Here is an 18,291-nt window from a genome sequence, read left to right as displayed (position 1 = left end):
TTCAATTGCGCTACGTTTGCTTCCGAGAGGAAGTCGCGCGCATGGTCGGCGCAACCATGGGCGTGGCAATACTCGGATCGGTTTTTGCATTTTTCCATGAACCTCCGCTCGGCTTCATCGCAGCCATGCTCTATGGCGGCGTCGCTCAACTTCTCGGCAGCATGGCGGCATGGAGATATCTGAAACGGGCATGAACGCTTTCGGATCATTCATTCTTCGTATCTCCCGCTTTGGGAACTTCCGGCACAGTGGCTTGTTCGGTTGCGGTTCTAAGATTTAATCAGCACGGAGATTCAACGATGCAAGCCGTACGAATTCATCGTTTTGGCGGGCCGGAGGTCATGCAGCTCGACCAAATCGAGCAGCCGATACCAGCGACCGACGAAGTGGTCATCAAGGTCTTTGCCGCGAGCGTCAATCCGGTCGATGCGAAGATGCGCGAGGGCAAATATCCCGTCGTCACCGAAAAAGATTTCCCCTATGTGCTCGGTCGCGACGTCAGCGGCGAAATTGCCGATGCGGGACAGTCGGTTTCAAGTTTTCTGATGGGTGACGAGGTCTTCGCCTTTCTGACGCCGGATCACGGCGGCTACGAAGAATTCGTGATCGCAAAATCGGACGAGATCGCCACGAAGCCTCATTCTCTGGACCATGTTCAAGCCGCTGCGGTGCCGCTTGCGGGCATCACGGCATGGCAAGGCCTCTTCGATCACGGCAAGCTCGAAGCCGGCCAGCGTGTTCTCATCCATGGCGGCGCAGGCGGTGTCGGCCATCTTGCAATTCAGTTCGCCAAAGCCAGCGGTGCTTGGGTGGCGACCACGGCTTCAGCGGCTGACCGGGACTTCCTGAGTGGCTTGGGCGCCGACCAGATCATCGACTATAAATCAGAGCGCTTCGAGACTATCGTCGAACCCGTCGATCTCGTCTTCGATCTTGTGAGCGGCGAGACACAGGATCGGAGCTTTTCGATCATTAAAAGCGGCGGTGCGTTGATTTCCACCCTGTCGGAGCCCAATAAACAGCGCGCCGAAGCCCAAGGCATCAGGACCGGCCGCTACACCGCGCAGCCGAGCGGCGCCCAACTCCAGAAGATCGCCAAACTCATCGACAGCGGTAGGGTGAAAGTCCGCGTCGATCGCACCTTCGGGCTTCGTGAGGCAGCGGCGGCACAAAAGGCGCTTCAAGAAGATCACATTCGAGGCAAAATCGTCCTGAAGGTGCTGAACTGAATGAGAGGAACCGATGCGGCCGATGAGATGACGGGATAAAAGTCCTGGTTGAAGATCAGCTCTTTCTTGTCGGGAACGCCCGGATCGATCTGCCATTAGCCGAACCGTCAATCCAGCGGCTAGGCCTGTTGTGTCGGATAGAGCGTAAGGATGTTGACATTGACCCTGGACGGTTGCGTGACCGCGTAGAGAATGGCATTGGCTACGTCCTCGCTCTCCAGCTGCACCATATCTCCCAGTCTTTGTTCGACGGATTGGCGAACGTCTGCGCGCATATGCGATACAAATTCAGTTTTGACGGCGCCGGGCTCAATGCAGGTCACGCGAATCCCGTCCTTGCCAATTTCGCGCCGAAGCGATTCAGCCATGGCACTCGCCGCATGCTTGGTTCCCGAATACACCACGCACAGACTTTCTTTGACGCACACAGGCATACACCTCCACGCGCGCGTCGTCGATCATCGTCAGAGCCGACATTGATCCTGCGCAGAGACAGTCGGAATGATCAATGATCTTCGGATTCCCGCATCGACTGCTTCAGCCGCAGGTCAGATCATGGTGCGCAGCGAATTGAAATGCTGCATCATCCGCCCAGTCGTCGGACGGATGCCGGTGAACAGCTCGAAAGCCTTCACCGCTTGGAATACCGCCATGCCGCCACCGTCGAGAACGCGGCATCCCTTTTTCTTTGCAAGCATCACCAATTCGGTTTCGATCGGGAAATAGACGATCTCGGCGACCCAGAGGCGGTCCGATAGAAGTTGCGCATCGAGCGGCAGCCCAGGATGGGCGGCCATGCCCGTCGGCGTTGCGTGAACCAGGCCGTCAGCAGTATCCAGGGCCGCGGCCAGATCACGACCAACCGAGAAAGTGCAAGTGCCATGTGCCGGCTGCAGCTGGTCCACGAGTGCCTTTGCACGCAAGGGATCCAGGTCGAATATCTCGATCGAACGTGCACCCATCCCAGCCACCGCATGGGCAACGGCAACGCCGGCGCCGCCCGCACCCAGTTGCACGACGTGAGCAAGCGAAACGCCCGCCAACCCGCGCCGGAAACTTTCGGCAAATCCCCACCAATCGGTATTGTGGCCGACCCTGCGTTTTCCTTGGAAAACGACCGTATTGATGGATCGCAGCGTCTGGGCATCGGGCGACAGATCGTCCATCAGTACGACCGCTGCCTGCTTGCAGGGATGGGTGATGTTGAGGCCGGCAAAGCCCTGCGCCTCGGCCTCGTCGATAAGAGCCGGCAGGTCCGATACGGAGAGGCCACGAACATCCAGGTCGATGAGATCGTAACGATAGGATAGGCCACAATGTTCGCCTTCACGCATGTGCATGGCCGGCGTCAGCGAACGGCCTATGCCGGCGCCGATCAATCCAACATGAAGCTGGCGCGGAATAACGGCGGGTTGAGTATCCAATTCTTCCTCCCGAGCGGCGAATGAAAGCCACGCCACAGGCCTTCCCGCAAAATGTACGAACTAGTACGTAAAGTCAATATGAGGACGCGCGCTCCTGCTCCGGAAAAATCCCCCGACGCAAACCAGGCGGCTCTATGCGCGTCAGACTATTTCGGAGGAAGTATGTCTCAGAAAGGCAAGAATGGCGTCGACGATCAGGGACTTGTGCCGCTTTTTCAGCTCTTCCGAGGACAGGTCCCGCTCGAAGATCGCTCCGAAGGTGTGGCGATTGGAAACGCGAAAGAAGCACTGGGCGCTGATCATCATATGCAGATCGACCGGATCCACCCGACGCACGAAGCTGCCGTCGGCATAACCTCGCTCGAGGATGTCCGTGATGATATCGATGATCGCGATGTTCATCTGCGACAGGACGACCGATCGCTTCATATGCTCGGCACGATGGATGTTTTCGATGCTGACCAGGCGCACGAAATCCGGATTCTGATCATCATGATCGAAGGTGCTTGCGATCAATTGCGCCATCGCCTGAACCGGCGGCATGTTTTCGAGATCGAGCTCGCTCTCCAGTGTGCGGATCTTCGTATAGGCTTGCTCGAGAACGGCGAGATAGAGCCCTTCCTTACTGCCGAAATAATAATAGATCATGCGCTTGGACGTCTTGGTGCGCTCGGCGATCTCATCCACGCGCGCACCGGAAAAACCGGCTGCGACAAATTCCTCGGTGGCGATCTTCAGAATATTTTCCTTGGTCGCGTCTGGATCGTTCTTTCGCGTCAGACGCTCGATCTTGGCCGCTTGCGCTTTCGTCATGCCCTGCCCGTCTTCCTGGGTCTGTCTCTGCCCATCATAGAAGATCAAAGCTTTAACACAGGCTTTACACGAATGGGGAGAGACTAAAGTTTCGGCACACCAATCGGCCGCAGGTGACGCCGGAGCGCCGCTATGCGAAAGATGGCATTCGCCGCGCCATATCCGCGATAGCCGCTGCGCTGAACAATCTCGAAAAAGAAGCCTTCGCCATAGGTCGGGCTATAGAGCTGGAAATATTCGCCGTGATCGTCGCGATCATAGAGGATGTTGTGGGCCTTCAGGCGATCGGTGAAAGCCGGATCCAAACCGAACCTCGCCTCCAGATCGTCGTAATAGTTGGGCGAGATCATCAAGGTGGCAAAGCCGTTATCCGATAAGGCAGCCGCTGCCGCGAAAATATCGTCTGTCGCGAAGGCGAGATGCTGAATGCCCGAACCGAAGGTCTCGGCGATAAAGTGCCCGGCCAAGGTGTTGCGATTTTCCGCGCCGTTCAGTGTAATGCGCAAGCTGCCTCGCTCGTTTTCGACGACCTGGCTGCGAACGACCCCGGCAGGATCGATGATATCGACCATCGGCGTCTTATGCGCATCCAATATCGCCGTGTAGAAAAGCAGCCAAGTCAGCAGTTCCTCATATTTCGTCGTTTGCGCAATATGATCGATACCGGTCAGACCGACCGGCCGCAGATCGGCATCGTCGTTGACGGGATCGAATTCGATCTCCCATATGCGCGCGAGGGGGCTTTTGCGGTCGAGAAAGTACAGGACGCCACCGCCAACGCCCCTGACACCTGGCATTTCGATCTCGCCGGGTGCCAATGGCTGCTCGAAACGTTCCGCACCTAGGGCCACAGCCCTCGCAACTGCGGCTTCGGCATCATCCACCCACAATCCCATCGCATAGGCCGATTGTCCGTGCAAAGCATAGGAGGCACCGGCGAACCCGTCCGGATCGGTATTGACGACCAGATTGATATCGCCCTGCCGGAAGACATAGACACGCTTGGTTTTGTGACGCCCGACATGTCGAAAGCCCAGTGCCCGCAGCCGATCAGAAAGAACGGGCGCTTCGGCTTCGTCGACGGTGAATTCGATAAAGGCGATGCCGTCCACATCGGCACGCGCCGGCATGGGCGGCAAAGTCAGGCTGCTGCTTTCCGCGCGGCGAACCTGATCGCCAAGATAGACGAGCGACCGCCGGCCATCCACGGCTATGGCGGTCGGCGAGCCGCCGCGAAACTGGTCGTTGAAAATCTCCAGCGACAGATATCCGTCATAGCCCGTCGCGGCGACGGCCTTCATGAATTCGAGAACGGGAAGATCCCCCTCGCCCGGCATGTTGCGGAAGTGGCGGCTCCAATAGAGAAGATCCATATCGATCAGCGGCGCATCGGCAAGCTGGATGATGAAGATCTTCTCCTTCGGGATCGACCGGATCGAATTGACGTCGATCTTGCGCGAAAGCGTGTGGAAGCTATCTAGAATGAGACCGATATTCGGATGATCGGCCCGACGAACGATTTCCCAGGCGTCACGGTGATCGTGAATGTGCCGTCCCCAGGCAAGCGCCTCATATCCAACCCGCAGGCCGCGCTTGGCCGCCCTCTCGCCGAGTTCGAAGAAATCGTCCGCGGCGCGGTCGATGCCGCCAAGCGCCGCGGACGACACGTTGGAACAAACAAGAACGAGGTCCGTCCCCATTTCCTGCATCAGATCGAACTTGCGTTCGGCCCGATCGAAGGTCCGGCTGCGCAAGGGTTCAGGCATGCCCTCGAAATCCCGGAAGGGCTGAAACAGCGTGATTTCCAGCCCATGATCCCTGACCATTCGACCGACCTGGCGCGGCGATTCATCGAAGGCGAGGAAATCGTTCTCGAAGATTTCGACGCCCTCGAAGCCGGCCTTGGCGATGGCCTGGAGCTTTTCCTTGAGGTCACCGCTGATCGAAACGGTCGCGATCGAGGTTTTCATTGTTTCATCCCGTTCTCTTGGCGATTTTCAACAAATTCATCCGCGATCGCTGGAGGTCATCCCTGTCCGGAGACTAACCGCTAGACCGTCCGGTCGACGTGGCGAACCGAGGCTGCAAAGCCTCGTCCATCCTTGCCGAGTTGATCGATCGGCGTTCGGTAGGTCTCCGTTGCCGTCGCCGCGGAGACGGCAGCAATCAAGGCTGTGATCGAGGTAAACACGGCCACCGGTACCCATCCCATCGGCCCGGTGCCCATCACGGCGGCACTGATCGTCGGTGCGAAACCACCGAGCGCAAAGCCGATCTGGGTGCCGACCGCCATGCCGGACAGACGCACGCGGGTGTCGAACATTTCCGCATAGAGCGCCGGCCAGACGCCGTTGGAGGCGCTGTAGACCACACCCGAAAGCAGAATGCCGAGAACGAAGACGAGCATGAGGTTGTTCTGGCTGATGGCCCAGATATAGGGCCAAATCAGCACCGCGCAGCCGATGGCGCCGAAGATGAACACCGGCTTGCGGCCGATGCGATCCGCGAGAGTGGCCCATGCCGGAATGGCGCCTAATGCCACGATATTGGCAAGCACCAGAACGGTCAGCATCGTCGAGCGGTCGATATGCATGGTATTGACCGCATAGGACAGCGTGAAGACGCTGAAAATGGTGCTGACGACGGAAATCAACGCGGCGAAGATGATGCGGAGAACATCGGTCCAATAGTTGGTGAGAAGCGAGACAAGCGGTACTTTCGCAACCTCTCCCTTCTTTGTTTCCTCCAGGAAAGCAGGCGTTTCAGCGAGTGTTCGGCGAACCCAGAATCCGACGATGACAACCACGAAGCTCAGAAAGAAGGGCACGCGCCAGCCCCAGGACATCAATGCGGCCTCATCGAGCTTTCCAAGCGGGATGAAGACCAATGTTGCAAGGATCAACCCGGCTTGCGTTCCGCTCAGCGTGAAGCTGGTAAAGAAGGCGCGTCGGTTTTCAGGGGCATGCTCTAGCGTCATGGAACTGGCGCCGGCCTGTTCGCCGGCAGCCGAAATGCCCTGGAGCAAGCGCGCCAGAACCAGAAGAATCGGCGCCAGAATGCCAGCTTGATTGTAGGTCGGCAGGCAACCGATGATGAAGGTCGAAAAGCCCATAAGGAGCAAAGTGAAGGTCAGCACCTTCTTGCGGCCGAACTTGTCGCCGACATGACCGAGAATGACCGCACCTAGGGGCCGCATGATGTAGGCTACACCAAAGGTTGCAAAGGAGGCGATGGCTGCCGTTTGCGGATCTTCCGCCGAAAAGAAGATTTTTGGAAAAATCAGCGCGGCCGCTGTCCCGTAGACGAAGAAATCATAGTACTCGACCGCACTTCCGAGCCAACTCGCGAGCGCTGCCCGCTTGGGCATCTTATGTTCAACCTGTGTTGTCATTGTCGTTCCTCCCGAAGAATTCCGATGTCAAAAGAGCGCCGCGACCGGGTGCATCCGGGTTCTACCCGCACTCGCTCGCAGGACATTCAAGTTCATCCTGACGGTCATCGGTGCTGCCAAGGCAGCATTCCTCACTCCTCTGGGCAATAATGTACGAACTAGTTCGTTTTGTAAAGCTCTACCGTTTCGCGATGGCTCGACGCATGGCCTGCGGCGACGCATCGCGCCGGCTCGGCTTTTACCCGCATGGTCGTTTGCTCGGCTTCGTCGAAGCCTAGGATGTGTGTGATGATGGCTCAGCGCCGGTGATTTGATCCAGATTTGCGATCAGCCGGGTGAGTAGGGCAACGAATTGTGCCGCTTCCTCTTCCGTAAACCCGTCCAGCGCATCACGATTTCCTTGGAACAGGGTTTCGATCGCATCAGGCATGCGCTTCTTCGCAGCCTTCGTGAGATTTATATGGCTGCTTCGCCCGTCCTCCGGGTGCGGTTTTCGCTCGATCAAACCGTCCCGCTCCATGCGGGCGAGCATTTGCGCCATCGGCGGCTGCTCGACCTTGGCGAAGCGAGCAAGATCGCGCTGCGTGCTTGCCTTGCCGTTCCGCAGCGCGACCAGCACCGGCAATTGGCCGACGCCAAACCCAAGAGGCTTCAAGCGCGCCTCGCTTAGACGGGCAAACCCGCGCGCTGCGAGACTAATGAGATGCCCCGGCGTCGAAAGCACGTCGTCTTGCATTTCAGCCTTTCCCTTGCCTGTGTTGACTGCGATATACATATGTACATATATATATTGGCGAAAGCGCTGGCAAGTTCGGCTTCATCCTGCCCAGCGATGGTTTCAATCCAGCTTGAGGAAACGATATGTCGGAAACCTATAGGCAACTTATCAAGCGCATCTATGACTCGTTCAACGCAAGAGACATTGACGGCGTGCTCGTCGAGCTTGCCGACGATGTCTCTTGGGCCAACGGCATGGAGGGAGGCCACGTCCATGGGCGTGAGGCCGTGCGCGATTATTGGACACGGCAATGGACGGTCATCAGCCCACATGTCGAACCGGTTGCCATTCAGACAAGCGGTGATGATGTCATCGCCGTCGAGGTAATCCAGTCCATATTCGATCTTGAAGGCCAGCCGCTGAAGGACCAGGCCCATGGATTGAAGGACAAACGCGTGATGCACATCTTTCGTATGGCGAACGGCAAGATCGCACGCTTCGACATCGAGGACACCCCACAAGTCTCCTCAGAAGACCGTGCGAGAGGTCGTCAGGATTAGTGAATGGCGGCGGACGTGGGCGCGTTGATTTTCGTCGGCCAGATGCCGATGTAGGTTCCGATCAACATCACGGCAATGTCCTCTGTCGTTTGATAACCATCACGAAAGAATTCGAGGGCCGCACCGACGAGGGCGCTCGAAGCCTCGTCATCCGGCGGCACTTCGTAGAAGCAATACCATTGCAACACAGCTTCCGCGAGCATTCGGCAATCACTTCCTGTGGGAGCGCGATGGGGCATGGCAGATCTCCTCCGATCTTATGGAGGCGGATGTAGCGGACCATCGCAGCAATTCAAGGAAGCGGCCGCTTTCGTCATCTGGCGGGATAGGAAGCTTGCCGGCAAGCATCTTCAACGCGTCAACCCGAAAGCAAATCCTATTGCCATGGCAGCCAGAACGGAAGCGATGGGTTTTTCGCGAATTCGCCGCTCAACCCCAAAAGTACCGAGATCGGTGTTTGATTCCATTGCGGAGTCGGATTGATCCTCCCGGCGCGCAGGGCCACCTCCTGACACATCTCCAGCTTTATCCTCAAGGGCAATACCGCCCAGGGCTGAGGTATGCGTCGCCGAAGCCGGATCCGAGGCGGGAAAGGTGCCTTCAAGCGCTTTGTCAAATTCGCTTGCCGGCCTGCTTCTTTGCTGCCGCTTCTGTTCTTTCCGCAGGGATTGAACCGCTGGTGACTCATTTCGCTCGGGCATTTTTCGCTCCGTTAACAAAAGATCAGATCGGAAAAAGATGTTCGGTGAACGCTGGCCGCCGGCACATGGGCGCTCCTGTGAACGCAACGGGCGATTTGATAGATTTGTTCCAACGACTTGATTGCACCACCCTATCCGCTCCGACACCAAGAGGCTCGACCTTAGACTGGACGATCAACGGCCGACCTGCGCGGGAACAATCGTATCGACCGAGACCTCGCCTTCCAATATGCCCCGTTTCAGGTCGGTTCGGCCACGGTCGATCTCGATGACGGTGTAAAGTTTGTCGTCTCGAAACGCGCTCGCGTTACTGGTCGTGACACCTTCGGCGGGTGCTGCATCGACTTCCATAAAATCAAGCTCGTTGCCCGCCGCTACAATGCGTGCGTCGCCCGCGGTTCTTGCTGCCACGATGACCGTGCCTTGATTGGGCGCATTGTCCCAGTGCGGGTCTTCCGGAGCAGCGATAGGTTCCAGGCGATAGATATTCAGCGTTTCCGTACCATCGATTGCCGATGAAAGGGTAGCTGCATCCCGCAATTGGGCCTTGCTCTCGACGGAGCGTCCGAATCTTGTGCGGCTAGTTGCATTATTGACATCGTCGGTTCCCGTTCTCGAAACATTCGACATGTTGTTCTCCTATCCCTGTTTTTTCTCCTTCTTCCGTTTGATCCTAACTGGCGTGCAACCAAATTGGTTCCGGGTTTTCAAGATTGTCGAGGCGATCAAGGCGAATGGAGGCGGAGGTAGTCAACACCGGCTAGGTCAATGCCGACACGTTCCTGGCGGGCTATGGCGCAGCCCAGGCAGTCCCAGGACCGCTGTTCACCTTCGCGGCGCATCCCGGCGCCGTGACAGACCCACCCCCGCATGGCATCGTCGGGGCGGCGATTGCGCTTGTCGGGATCTTCTTGCCAGGTCTTTTGCTATTGATCGGCGCCCTGCCGTTCTGGGATGATTTCCGTCGCTATTCCCTAGCGCAGGCAGTCTTGCGCGGTGCAAATGCCGCGGTCGTCGGGATTCTTGCCGCAGCGCTTTATAATCCGGTTTGGACCAGTGCGTTCTAAAGCCTATGATTTTGCGTTGGCGATGACGGGCTTCGTGCTGCTCGCCGCTTGGCGCGCGCCACCATGGGTGGTCGTGCTCCTGATAGGCGCGGGAGGCATCGACCTCTCTTTCATTTGAGATATGCGGCCATCGCCAAGTACTTTTGGCGATGGCCGCAGTGCTTATTCAGCCACCGCATTGACGACACGGCAGAGATTGTCGCTCATGCTGGGAGCAACCTGTCCCTGCGGCACCATGAAAACGGCATCGACACGGCTGCCCTTGCCGCTCTTACGGACGACGACGCGCAAGGTCTGCGGGCGGCCGGATCCGGTCGTTTCCTGTTGAGCTGTCAGTGTGCCGAGCTGTTTCTCGACATTCACATCCACAAAACCTTCGGCCAGGACCGCCCTCGATACCTTATCGAAGGCAGCAGCTGGGCCGACGGAGGGGAATTCCATCCAGGTCTTATAAGTCACACCTGTGACGAGGGGAACGCCGCTGCTCTGGTAGTGCTGCGAACATACGCTGGCTGCTGCGGACGTGAATGAGAGTGCGACAAATGCAAAAGCGCAAATTATCTTACGCAAGGGAATTTCCTCTGTTGACGGATGACTGATGCATACTTCCGTGATTGCTCATGCCGTGGTCACGGCCGAGCTTTGCGACTGCGCGGCGGTCTGTCCCTTGGTTCCCGACAGCGCTGAAAAGCGCTCGTTTCGCGCGGGGAATAGGGAGCGTAACGCGTTATGACAGCCACGGCGATGAATGAATGACGACCTCAGCGGTATACCCGCCTATACTCCCGCACATAATTGCCACCATTGCAGGCTTTGAAAAAGAATTGCGGCTCCTGACAAATTTCCATTCCATTTCAGTAAGATAGCAGCAAAACTCTCTCGAGCAACGACGGCAACTCGTTCATCTTGTGCAGTCTCGTCCATAACAAGTGCACGTAGGTTCCAATCTTGAGAATTTCACACAGCCAACAACCGTACCCGGATATTTGCACTCGGCTGGAGTGGGAAAAGACGACCTATGGCAGTCTCTCCTCCTAAGGAGGTGCGCAAGGTCACCAAGCAAGGCCGATCGAGCTTGAATTCCGAGGAAACGCGCCGGCCGTTAGCCGCTACTGCGCCTTATGCCATTTCGAACGCTCGCAGACCGTGTCATAATCCGAAACCGTTGGTGTCCCGTCTCCAAAGCTGCTCACATCCAGCTCCATGTCGCCCTTGCGGTAGAAATAACTGCAATAGGCGAAACCGGTGCCGGCGCAATCAGTCGTCTCGACGACCCCCATCTTGCGAATACTATCGCCGAAAGGATCCGGGTAGGATGGCGACGGGCTCTGAAATGGCTCCCACCCCTTGGCAATGATTGCCTGTCGGGCTTCGGTGATGGGCTTGCCATAGACGTTCGGCACCACCGCCTTGCCGTCACAAACCTGTTCCTCGGCCGCCAGCGGCTTCACCTCCACATCCCCACCTTCAAGCTTGATCTCGCCAATAGGCATCTGCACGAGATCGCCGTCGAGAATACGCAGATGATCGGTGACCGCAGTGATCCTGCCGATCGTCAATTTGCTGTTCTTCTCGGCATAAATCAGAGCCAGCAGGTTCGAACCGTCAAAGAGCGCAATGTTGCCTTGGTCTATGGCGCAGGCCGAACCGGTCGCCTGGTCGAACTCGCCCGCGAAGCTGACGGCCTCATAGGGGCCGAGTTTCGCCTCGCCGGTCACGCCCCATCCGAGATCGGAGGCAATCTTGCCGCCCGCGCTTTTGGTCTCGGGCAATACGCCGCATGACGGCGCTCCGGAGGAGTCCGAGTCCGGCACCTCGGGCAATTTTGCAAGACGGGTGATCTTCAGACCCGGCACCTCGGATTTCAGGGCAATCCGGTCCTTCGCGCTCGCTGGAACGGCAAACGAACCCGCCGAGATCAGTATGATGAAGATCAGCAGACCATAGCCCACCGAGAAAATGGAGAAACATTTGGAGGCAAGCATGGGTGGAAGATGCCGATCAGTTGAAAAACTCAGCGATTTCTAATGAAGGGCCAAACATCCTTCAAGGCATGCTGACCAGCGGCCGGTTTGCTCATGTCCATTTCGAGTGTACTTTCATACATCTCATGCTCGCGCAAACGACCTTAGCGGTCCGGCACACCAAAGGGCAACGTCCAGCCCAAGGGGCCGTCGACCGGATTCTCGCGGGGATGAAGAGCAATCGATCCTGAAGCTAGATTCGGGCGAGACATGATTTCCAGCGTCTCGCCCGGCGTATGGCCGAATTCAGCCTTGAAGAGACGATAAAAGTACTTCTCGTTCGAGAAACCATGTTTCCACGCTAGCTCCGCTATATGGAGCCTCGGCCCGCTCGGATTCGCCAGCATCTGATAGGCCCGGCGCAGGCGCTTGCGCTGTATCTGCCGCATGATGCCCCCATTGCCCTCGAACAAATGGTAAAGCTTCGCGCGCGAGACCCCGATATCACGGCAAATTCGGTCCGGTGTCAGATCGGATTCGAGCAAATGGGCATCGAGGTAGCGCAAGATGCGGCCAAGTAACAGCTCGCGTATCGGACCGGCTGCCGCCTGCATCGCATCGGATGCGGACGAAACCACGGCCGTCAGGAGCTGCAGTGTCGATTGCACCACATAGGGGATTTCCTGCGGCCGCAACCTGGTGAGATTGCGCAACAGCGAAACGAGATGATCTGTGAGGAGCTGGGCGACGCCAGTTGAAATCGTATGCCCGTGCAGGAGCGCTGTTTGGCTCGGCAACAAATCCCGCGGAACGGCAATCGAAATAGTATTGTCGGCCTCGACCAGGCAATCGTTGACCTGGGCGGCATCTAGTATGAACAAGTCGCCAGCCGTCTTGATCGATGAAGCGTCGGTCGACCGATAGGTGAAGCGGCCACTCAGAATTGACGTAAATCGATAGAAGTCATATCCGTCGGTCCGGATGCGCTGCTCGGATCTCAGAACTTCATAGGCGGGAGATCGGCCTTGGTGAAGCAGCCTTCGGCCGGACAGGATGAGCGGACCAAACGCGGCACCGGTCGCCTCCGCGTCGAATGGGCCGGATTCGAAGTCCCGTAACCTGCAGTCGCAGTGATTGTCCTTGACCCAAAGATGAAACCGATCTTTCTCGGGAAAATTGAGGGTCGAAAAATTGTAGATTAAATCGGACGAAGTCTGCGCCATGAATGCAATCCCGGCCCTCGTTTGGCCTGCGAAGCAAACATAGGCGAACCATAGCTTGTGGCAATAGGCCGGTTGTACGTATTGGGTGTTTATCCGAGTGCATTTTCTAAATTAGAAAAGTCGAACTTCATTCGAGGCGTGATCGATAAGGAAAATCTGCATGAAGCATCTCCACAAGCGCCTCATGGTATTCCTGCTGGTGAGCCTTGCTCTGGGCGGCACGGCAAACGCGGCGGATCCCTCCTATAATCGTTACAAGTCCTGGCTGATTGCATGCGACAACGGTTTGACCTGCGAAGCCAAGGGCTTCAGGAATGGCGTCATAAGCAGTCCCGATATGCACTTTCATCGCGCCGCCGGTCCCGACGCGCTCACGAAAGTGACGATTGGAGTCCCATTTCCGGTCGGCTTGAACGATTTTCGCGCCGATGGCACATCCTTGCATTTTGGATCGGCATGGCAGCTCAGCCTCGACGAAAATCTCACAACGATCTCGAGCAGCGATCCCGCGGCGGTCATGGAGCTGCTTTCCGGTTTACGCAACGCCACCCAGCTGGAGGTTGGGGCCGATAAAGCCGTGATTCCGCTCGATGGCATGGTCGCCGCTCTGCTGCATATGGATGATCGTCAAGGCCGCCTCGGCAATGTGACCGCTCTGATCAAGAGAGGGGTTGCTCCCGCATCGAGCGTGACAGCCGCACCCGCCCTGCCCATCGTCGCTCGCCGAAAGATTGATATCGCTTTATCGGATGCGGAAAAACAGCAGCTTATCCTGCAAGCAAAAAATTCCGGCAAGGCCGTGTTTGAGGCGGAAGAATGCCAGGTCGACGCGTCGAGGGAAGATCTCAAGGAAGAAGCTTACCCGCTCGACGCAGATCACGCCCTTGTGTTCATTCCTTGCATCATGGGCGCTTATCAAGGATCGTCGCTGGCTTTCATCGTGCCGCGGAACGGAAATGGTGCCCCTATTCCGTTTCAGCCGAAACTTCCTCTCGGCGGTGACGGAACCGAAATGAAAATACTGACGGAACCGGGCTTCGATATGAATACGGGATCATTGCAGATGGCAGGCAGGGGGCGCGCAGTTGGCGATTGTGGGCTCACCGCCGAATGGGTATGGGATGGCGCGTGGTTTCAGTTGGCGGCGGTATCCTATCAGGGCACCTGCGGCGGCAGCCAACTCGGAGATTGGCCGGTTCTGTTTCGGACGAGGTGAAGCGCTATTTGGGCAATCCTTCGGCGGCAGAAAATGCGCTCAACAAGCTCTGGCGGAATAATCGCACGCGCGTTTCGACACAGTTCGCCCGCGACGGGCACCCGCGGTCGCGACCCTCACTGCCGGAGGGCATCGATAACGATCCTGAATGCGGGCGAATTCTGCCGCCGGCTCGGATAGTAGAGATAATAGCCGGGAAAGACCGACGACCAATCGTCCAGAACCTGAACCAACCGTCCCGATGCGATCGGCGCTTGAACCAGATCTTCCGGCAAGTAAGCGATACCGTATCCGCTGAGGGCTGCATCGATCATCGCGTAAGAGGTGTTGAAGGTCAGCTGCCCATCGACGCGCACGCGTAATTCCCTGCCGCCTTTGTCGAACTCCCACGCATAGAGACCACCCGATCGTGCCTGCCGATGATTGATGCAGATGTGGGTTACAAGCTCCTCCGGATGGTCCGGAATCCCATGCACGGAAAGGTATTCCGGCGATGCGACGGCGACGAGACGCCAATCGGGACCGATCCTGACGGCGATCATGTCCTTGTCCAGGCTTTCGCCAAGCCGGACGCCTGCATCGAACCTTTCCTCCACGATGTTGCGAAAGCCGTTATCGATGTTCAGCTCCAGCCTTACGTCCGGATATTCCTTCAAGACGGGACGCAGCTTCGGCCAGACGACGCTATTGAGAGCATGGTCCGAGAGCGTCATGCGCACGGTGCCGGAAGGTTTGTCCCGAAACGCCATGAGTTCGTCTATTTCGGTCTCGATCTCCGCAAGTCGTGGTGCAAGCGACCGGATAAGCCGCTCTCCCACGTCCGTAGGCACGACGCTGCGGGTTGTGCGCGCCAAAAGGCGAAGTCCCATGCGAGCCTCCAGGCGCTTGACCGCGTGGCTGATCGAGGACTGGGACGTACCGAGTTTCGCCGCGGCCTTCGTAAAGCTCCGTTCCTCCGCGACCGCCAGAAACCACAGCATCTCGTTCAGGTCTTCGCGCTTCATCTCTCATCTCCGACTCGACAATCGATTGATGTCAAAGATCGATAAGTCCAAGCGAATTGCAATGGCTAATCATGGGAATGCGCAGTGTCTATCTTGCGGTCATGACACAGCAATCCCTAGCACGACCATTGGACGGCGGCATCGCCGACCCGCATGACAACTCACGATCCGTATCGACAGCAACCCCGGAAAAGCGTCCCGCCGCATGGGGCGCCGTGCTGTCGATGGCGCTTTGCGTCGCCGTTCTCATCGCCTCCGAATTCCTGCCGGTCAGCCTGCTTTCGCCGATCGCCGGCGATCTCGGCGTAACCGAGGGCCGGACGGGACAGGCCATCTCGATCTCGGGCGTCTTTGCGGTGCTGACGAGCCTTTTCATTTCAAATATCACCCGCGGTATGGACCGCCGGATCGTGGTCATATGCTTCTCCGCCGTTCTCATCGTGTCCGGTGTCATTGTAACGCTGGCGCCCAATTATGCCGTCCTTATGGTTGGTCGCGCCCTGCTTGGGGTGGCAATCGGGGGCTTCTGGTCGATGTCGACAGCCATTGTCATGCGTCTCGTGCCCGAGGAATCGGTGCCGAGGGGCCTGGCTATGCTCAACGCGGGAAATGCCGTTGCAGCCACGATTTCAGCTCCGCTGGGCAGCCTGCTGGGCAACTATATAGGCTGGCGCGGAACCTTCTTCGCGGTCGTGCCGCTGGCATTGCTTGCTCTGGTCTGGCAATGGATCAGCCTGCCGCCCCTGCCCTCGCGGGATAAGGCGCTGCCGCCGAATGTGTTTCGGCTGCTTGTCCGGCCACAGGTCGCTCTTGGCATGACCTCGGTCATGATGCTCTTCATGGGCCAGTTCGCCCTATTCACCTATCTGCGACCGTTTATGGAGACCGTCACCAATGTTTCCATCTCCACTCTGTCGCTCCTTCTCCTGCTCATGGGCCTTGCAGGTGTGGCCGGAACATATGCTGTCAGCCATTTGCTGCGCATACGGCTGTTCAGCATCCTCGCCGCGATCCCCTTTGTCATGGCGTTCATTGCAATGGGGCTCGTCCTGTTCGGGACATCGCCCTCCATTACCGCGGCGCTTCTGATGGGCTGGGGTTTCTTCGGTACCGCGGCTCCGGTCGGATGGGGCACCTGGCTGAGCAGATATATGGCGGATGACGCGGAAGCCGGCGGCGGCCTGCAGGTCGCGACCATCCAGCTTGCCATCACCATCGGCGCGTCGGCCGGCGGCGCTCTCTTCGATGCCACAGGCTGGTGGGTCACCTTTGCCTTTGCCGCAGCGCTGCTTCTTACGTCATCACTCTTTGCCATCGTCGCATGGCACTCGGCAACCAGGCTTTGACATGGCGGCTGGGCCATGAGTCAGCTCTGGTAAGGCTTTGGTCCGAATGCCCTTTGCGACCCACGTCCCAATCCAATCGACTGAAGCCTAAGAAAAGGAACTGATTGCAATCGGGTCCTGTTTTACCAACAGCTCCGTCAATGACGGACGAATAGAAGGTGAAAGGAGATTCTGATGAAAACGAAAGTACTTAGTATTGCGGCACTCTCGCTTGGCCTGGCCGCCGGATGTGCCTTCGCCCAGTCGTCGACCGTCACCGGCGCGGCAGGTGGCGCCGCAACCGGAGCCGTGGTCGGCGGACCTGTCGGAGCTGCCATAGGCGGCGTGGCAGGCGCCATCGTCGGCACCGCCATCGATCCTCCGCCGCAGAAGGTGGTTACCTATGTCCGCGAACAGCCTCTGCCCGATGATGGAATTGTGGTCCGCGAACGAGTGGTCGTCGGCCAACCGTTGCCGGAAAGGGTCGTCATAAGAACCGTTCCGGAAAACCCGCGATATGCTTATGCCGTGGTCAACCACGAACGTGTGATCGTTGAACCGTCATCGCGCAAGGTCATCCGGATTCTTGAGTGACCAAGGTGGAGAGTGGGGACACGCTCCCCACTCTCCCCAGGGCTTTGCACCTGGCCATTGAATCTAGTGGAGACGATGTAATTGCCTATCGCCGGATCGAGCAGCGTCCGGGCGGGAAGCTCGACCCGGCGATAGAGCCGGTGGGCGGACCGGCTATGAAATGGCGTCAGCTGAGCGGAACCCTCAGAAGATTGACCTCAGGAACCGTCGATACAGACGCGCGGCAATCGATATGCTCATGCCGTAAAACCGTTATTGCGGCGCTTCAGTCGTCAATCCCGGTATCGCTCTGAGACGGGGCCGTGGATTGCCTTTCCAGTGCGTCGCGAACTTCTGCGATTTTTCCCGTATTCGTTCCGGCTCCAAGAATGCTCTTTGCCTCGGCAAAGGTCTGGTCCGTCACTGGTTTGTTCGACAGCTGCGCCAGTGCCGAACGCAAAGCGCTGTCGCTGAGGGCAGGATCCGTCGGCACGGCTGTCGTTCCGTATTGCATTTCGAACTCTGCATATGCTTTCACATAGGCTGAGAGCGCCGCCATCTTGGGATCCTTCGAATTCAAGTAGGCGTGGTAATCTCTCTTGAGTGAACTCAGGCTGCCCTGGCCGGGCTTCGAAACATGCGTCTTCGCGCTTGCGCTATGGGATTTGGAGTGCTTGTCGGGGTGATGCCCCAACAAGGACGATGAAGCGCCCGGCGCCGTGGCCGTATTCGCGGACGTGCCGCTGGCATCGTCGTCGCCGGACTTTGCGTGGTCGGATTTTCCCTGGCCGTGGCTACCGCCATTGCCGTTACCGCCACCATTTCCATTTCCGCCGCCATTTCCGCCCTTTGCGAATGCCGTCTCTATGAAGCCGGCGGCGGTTCCTGCCATGGGAGCGACGGCCAATACCAGGCTAAGGCTCGCGGTGCCGATGATAGAGCCGATTTTCATGCACATTTCCTTCACAAAAAATCCGTCGCCTAGGGCAGCGGTCAGCAAATCAATGCGCATTATCATATTGCCGAAATCACGTGTTTCTACAGCGCTCGGACCTATGCCTTGGGTATTTGGACCATGGTCTG

General features: G+C 57.8%; 20 protein-coding genes and 1 pseudogene. 7 read left to right on the top strand and 14 right to left on the bottom strand.

Annotated elements, in window-relative coordinates:
* The first annotated feature begins 41 nt into the window (after positions 1–41).
* Both FP026_RS30150 and FP026_RS06380 read left to right on the top strand, forming a co-directional pair.
* Positions 42–194, top strand: a complete 153-nt coding sequence (locus tag FP026_RS30150; RefSeq protein ID WP_188112517.1) for a hypothetical protein — start codon at positions 42–44, stop codon at positions 192–194.
* Positions 195–299: 105 nt separating this feature from the next.
* Positions 300–1,229, top strand: a complete 930-nt coding sequence (locus tag FP026_RS06380; protein WP_149633793.1) for an NADP-dependent oxidoreductase — start codon at positions 300–302, stop codon at positions 1,227–1,229.
* A gap of 119 nt (positions 1,230–1,348) precedes the next feature.
* On the opposite strand, the gene FP026_RS06375 is transcribed toward FP026_RS06380, so the two are convergent.
* The 6 genes from FP026_RS06375 to FP026_RS06350 form a co-directional block, all read right to left on the bottom strand.
* Positions 1,349–1,663 (bottom strand): SDR family oxidoreductase, encoded by a 315-nt coding sequence (locus FP026_RS06375; protein ID WP_281408578.1) that lies wholly within the window; start codon positions 1,661–1,663, stop codon positions 1,349–1,351.
* A 114-nt stretch (positions 1,664–1,777) separates the two neighbouring features.
* Complete coding sequence (locus tag FP026_RS06370) at positions 1,778–2,653, bottom strand: shikimate dehydrogenase (RefSeq protein WP_149633792.1); 876 nt, start codon at positions 2,651–2,653, stop codon at positions 1,778–1,780.
* A 141-nt stretch (positions 2,654–2,794) separates the two neighbouring features.
* A complete protein-coding gene (locus FP026_RS06365; protein WP_149633791.1) occupies positions 2,795–3,466 on the bottom strand; it encodes a TetR/AcrR family transcriptional regulator in 672 nt (223 codons plus the stop codon).
* A gap of 83 nt (positions 3,467–3,549) precedes the next feature.
* Positions 3,550–5,436: a bifunctional sugar phosphate isomerase/epimerase/4-hydroxyphenylpyruvate dioxygenase family protein gene (locus FP026_RS06360; RefSeq protein ID WP_149633790.1), complete on the bottom strand. Its 1,887-nt coding sequence runs from the start codon at positions 5,434–5,436 to the stop codon at positions 3,550–3,552.
* Between the two features lie 80 nt (positions 5,437–5,516).
* A complete protein-coding gene (locus tag FP026_RS06355; RefSeq protein WP_149633789.1) occupies positions 5,517–6,857 on the bottom strand; it encodes an MFS transporter in 1,341 nt (446 codons plus the stop codon).
* A 274-nt stretch (positions 6,858–7,131) separates the two neighbouring features.
* Positions 7,132–7,593 (bottom strand): MarR family winged helix-turn-helix transcriptional regulator, encoded by a 462-nt coding sequence (locus FP026_RS06350; protein ID WP_149633788.1) that lies wholly within the window; start codon positions 7,591–7,593, stop codon positions 7,132–7,134.
* A 125-nt stretch (positions 7,594–7,718) separates the two neighbouring features.
* Here FP026_RS06350 and FP026_RS06345 point away from each other — a divergent pair, with 125 nt between their 5' ends.
* Entirely contained in the window at positions 7,719–8,135 is a 417-nt protein-coding gene (locus tag FP026_RS06345) for a nuclear transport factor 2 family protein (RefSeq protein WP_149633787.1), read from the top strand.
* On the opposite strand, the gene FP026_RS06340 is transcribed toward FP026_RS06345, so the two are convergent.
* From FP026_RS06340 to FP026_RS06330, 3 genes are all read right to left on the bottom strand, one after another.
* Positions 8,132–8,338, bottom strand: a complete 207-nt coding sequence (locus FP026_RS06340; RefSeq protein ID WP_149633786.1) for a hypothetical protein — start codon at positions 8,336–8,338, stop codon at positions 8,132–8,134. The genes FP026_RS06345 and FP026_RS06340 overlap by 4 nt on opposite strands.
* A 147-nt stretch (positions 8,339–8,485) precedes the next feature.
* Complete coding sequence (locus tag FP026_RS06335) at positions 8,486–8,836, bottom strand: hypothetical protein (RefSeq protein WP_149633785.1); 351 nt, start codon at positions 8,834–8,836, stop codon at positions 8,486–8,488.
* A gap of 174 nt (positions 8,837–9,010) precedes the next feature.
* Complete coding sequence (locus tag FP026_RS06330) at positions 9,011–9,466, bottom strand: hypothetical protein (RefSeq protein WP_149633784.1); 456 nt, start codon at positions 9,464–9,466, stop codon at positions 9,011–9,013.
* A 104-nt stretch (positions 9,467–9,570) separates the two neighbouring features.
* Between FP026_RS06330 and FP026_RS06325 the strand changes: the two are divergent.
* Positions 9,571–10,021, top strand: a pseudogene (locus tag FP026_RS06325) (chromate transporter); the annotation flags it as partial.
* 44 nt (positions 10,022–10,065) lie between these two features.
* Here the strand turns inward: FP026_RS06325 and FP026_RS06320 are convergent.
* The 3 genes from FP026_RS06320 to FP026_RS06310 form a co-directional block, all read right to left on the bottom strand.
* Positions 10,066–10,473, bottom strand: a complete 408-nt coding sequence (locus FP026_RS06320; RefSeq protein WP_112345609.1) for a hypothetical protein — start codon at positions 10,471–10,473, stop codon at positions 10,066–10,068.
* Between the two features lie 539 nt (positions 10,474–11,012).
* Positions 11,013–11,888, bottom strand: a complete 876-nt coding sequence (locus tag FP026_RS06315; protein ID WP_149633783.1) for a hypothetical protein — start codon at positions 11,886–11,888, stop codon at positions 11,013–11,015.
* Between the two features lie 143 nt (positions 11,889–12,031).
* Positions 12,032–13,090 (bottom strand): helix-turn-helix domain-containing protein, encoded by a 1,059-nt coding sequence (locus tag FP026_RS06310; protein ID WP_149633782.1) that lies wholly within the window; start codon positions 13,088–13,090, stop codon positions 12,032–12,034.
* Between the two features lie 160 nt (positions 13,091–13,250).
* Between FP026_RS06310 and FP026_RS06305 the strand changes: the two genes are divergently transcribed.
* Positions 13,251–14,306, top strand: a complete 1,056-nt coding sequence (locus FP026_RS06305; RefSeq protein ID WP_149633781.1) for a DUF1176 domain-containing protein — start codon at positions 13,251–13,253, stop codon at positions 14,304–14,306.
* Between the two features lie 116 nt (positions 14,307–14,422).
* On the opposite strand, the gene FP026_RS06300 is transcribed toward FP026_RS06305, so the two are convergent.
* Positions 14,423–15,310: a LysR family transcriptional regulator gene (locus tag FP026_RS06300; protein WP_149633780.1), complete on the bottom strand. Its 888-nt coding sequence runs from the start codon at positions 15,308–15,310 to the stop codon at positions 14,423–14,425.
* Positions 15,311–15,387: 77 nt separating this feature from the next.
* Between FP026_RS06300 and FP026_RS06295 the strand changes: the two genes are divergently transcribed.
* On the top strand, positions 15,388–16,656 hold the full coding sequence (locus FP026_RS06295; protein ID WP_246665265.1) for an MFS transporter: 1,269 nt from the start codon (positions 15,388–15,390) through the stop codon (positions 16,654–16,656).
* A 174-nt stretch (positions 16,657–16,830) separates the two neighbouring features.
* On the top strand, positions 16,831–17,229 hold the full coding sequence (locus tag FP026_RS06290; RefSeq protein ID WP_149633779.1) for a DUF1236 domain-containing protein: 399 nt from the start codon (positions 16,831–16,833) through the stop codon (positions 17,227–17,229).
* 265 nt (positions 17,230–17,494) lie between these two features.
* Here the strand turns inward: FP026_RS06290 and FP026_RS06285 are convergent, their stop codons facing one another.
* Complete coding sequence (locus FP026_RS06285; protein ID WP_149633778.1) at positions 17,495–18,160, bottom strand: hypothetical protein; 666 nt, start codon at positions 18,158–18,160, stop codon at positions 17,495–17,497.
* Positions 18,161–18,291: the final 131 nt, after the last annotated feature.

The sequence above is a fragment of the Martinezella tropici genome (genome assembly GCF_008370325.1).
In the GTDB taxonomy this organism is placed as follows: domain Bacteria; phylum Pseudomonadota; class Alphaproteobacteria; order Rhizobiales; family Rhizobiaceae; genus Rhizobium; species Rhizobium tropici_B.
This window is presented reverse-complemented; position numbering and strand designations above follow the sequence as displayed.

Bases quoted from the DNA above. Each gene is read 5' to 3' on its own strand.
- FP026_RS06355 (WP_149633789.1), bottom strand. From the start codon at position 6,857: ATGACAACACAGGTTGAACATAAGATGCCCAAGCGGGCAGCGCTCGCG.
- FP026_RS06330 (WP_149633784.1), bottom strand. From the start codon at position 9,466: ATGTCGAATGTTTCGAGAACGGGAACCGACGATGTCAATAATGCAACT.
- FP026_RS06305 (WP_149633781.1), top strand. From the start codon at position 13,251: ATGAAGCATCTCCACAAGCGCCTCATGGTATTCCTGCTGGTGAGCCTT.
- FP026_RS06290 (WP_149633779.1), top strand. From the start codon at position 16,831: ATGAAAACGAAAGTACTTAGTATTGCGGCACTCTCGCTTGGCCTGGCC.
- FP026_RS06350 (WP_149633788.1), bottom strand. From the start codon at position 7,593: ATGCAAGACGACGTGCTTTCGACGCCGGGGCATCTCATTAGTCTCGCA.
- FP026_RS06335 (WP_149633785.1), bottom strand. From the start codon at position 8,836: ATGCCCGAGCGAAATGAGTCACCAGCGGTTCAATCCCTGCGGAAAGAA.
- FP026_RS06375 (WP_281408578.1), bottom strand. From the start codon at position 1,663: ATGCCTGTGTGCGTCAAAGAAAGTCTGTGCGTGGTGTATTCGGGAACC.
- FP026_RS06315 (WP_149633783.1), bottom strand. From the start codon at position 11,888: ATGCTTGCCTCCAAATGTTTCTCCATTTTCTCGGTGGGCTATGGTCTG.
- FP026_RS06360 (WP_149633790.1), bottom strand. From the start codon at position 5,436: ATGAAAACCTCGATCGCGACCGTTTCGATCAGCGGTGACCTCAAGGAA.
- FP026_RS06285 (WP_149633778.1), bottom strand. From the start codon at position 18,160: ATGAAAATCGGCTCTATCATCGGCACCGCGAGCCTTAGCCTGGTATTG.
- FP026_RS06380 (WP_149633793.1), top strand. From the start codon at position 300: ATGCAAGCCGTACGAATTCATCGTTTTGGCGGGCCGGAGGTCATGCAG.
- FP026_RS06295 (WP_246665265.1), top strand. From the start codon at position 15,388: ATGCGCAGTGTCTATCTTGCGGTCATGACACAGCAATCCCTAGCACGA.
- FP026_RS06345 (WP_149633787.1), top strand. From the start codon at position 7,719: ATGTCGGAAACCTATAGGCAACTTATCAAGCGCATCTATGACTCGTTC.
- FP026_RS06365 (WP_149633791.1), bottom strand. From the start codon at position 3,466: ATGACGAAAGCGCAAGCGGCCAAGATCGAGCGTCTGACGCGAAAGAAC.
- FP026_RS06300 (WP_149633780.1), bottom strand. From the start codon at position 15,310: ATGAAGCGCGAAGACCTGAACGAGATGCTGTGGTTTCTGGCGGTCGCG.
- FP026_RS06340 (WP_149633786.1), bottom strand. From the start codon at position 8,338: ATGCTCGCGGAAGCTGTGTTGCAATGGTATTGCTTCTACGAAGTGCCG.
- FP026_RS06310 (WP_149633782.1), bottom strand. From the start codon at position 13,090: ATGGCGCAGACTTCGTCCGATTTAATCTACAATTTTTCGACCCTCAAT.
- FP026_RS30150 (WP_188112517.1), top strand. From the start codon at position 42: ATGGTCGGCGCAACCATGGGCGTGGCAATACTCGGATCGGTTTTTGCA.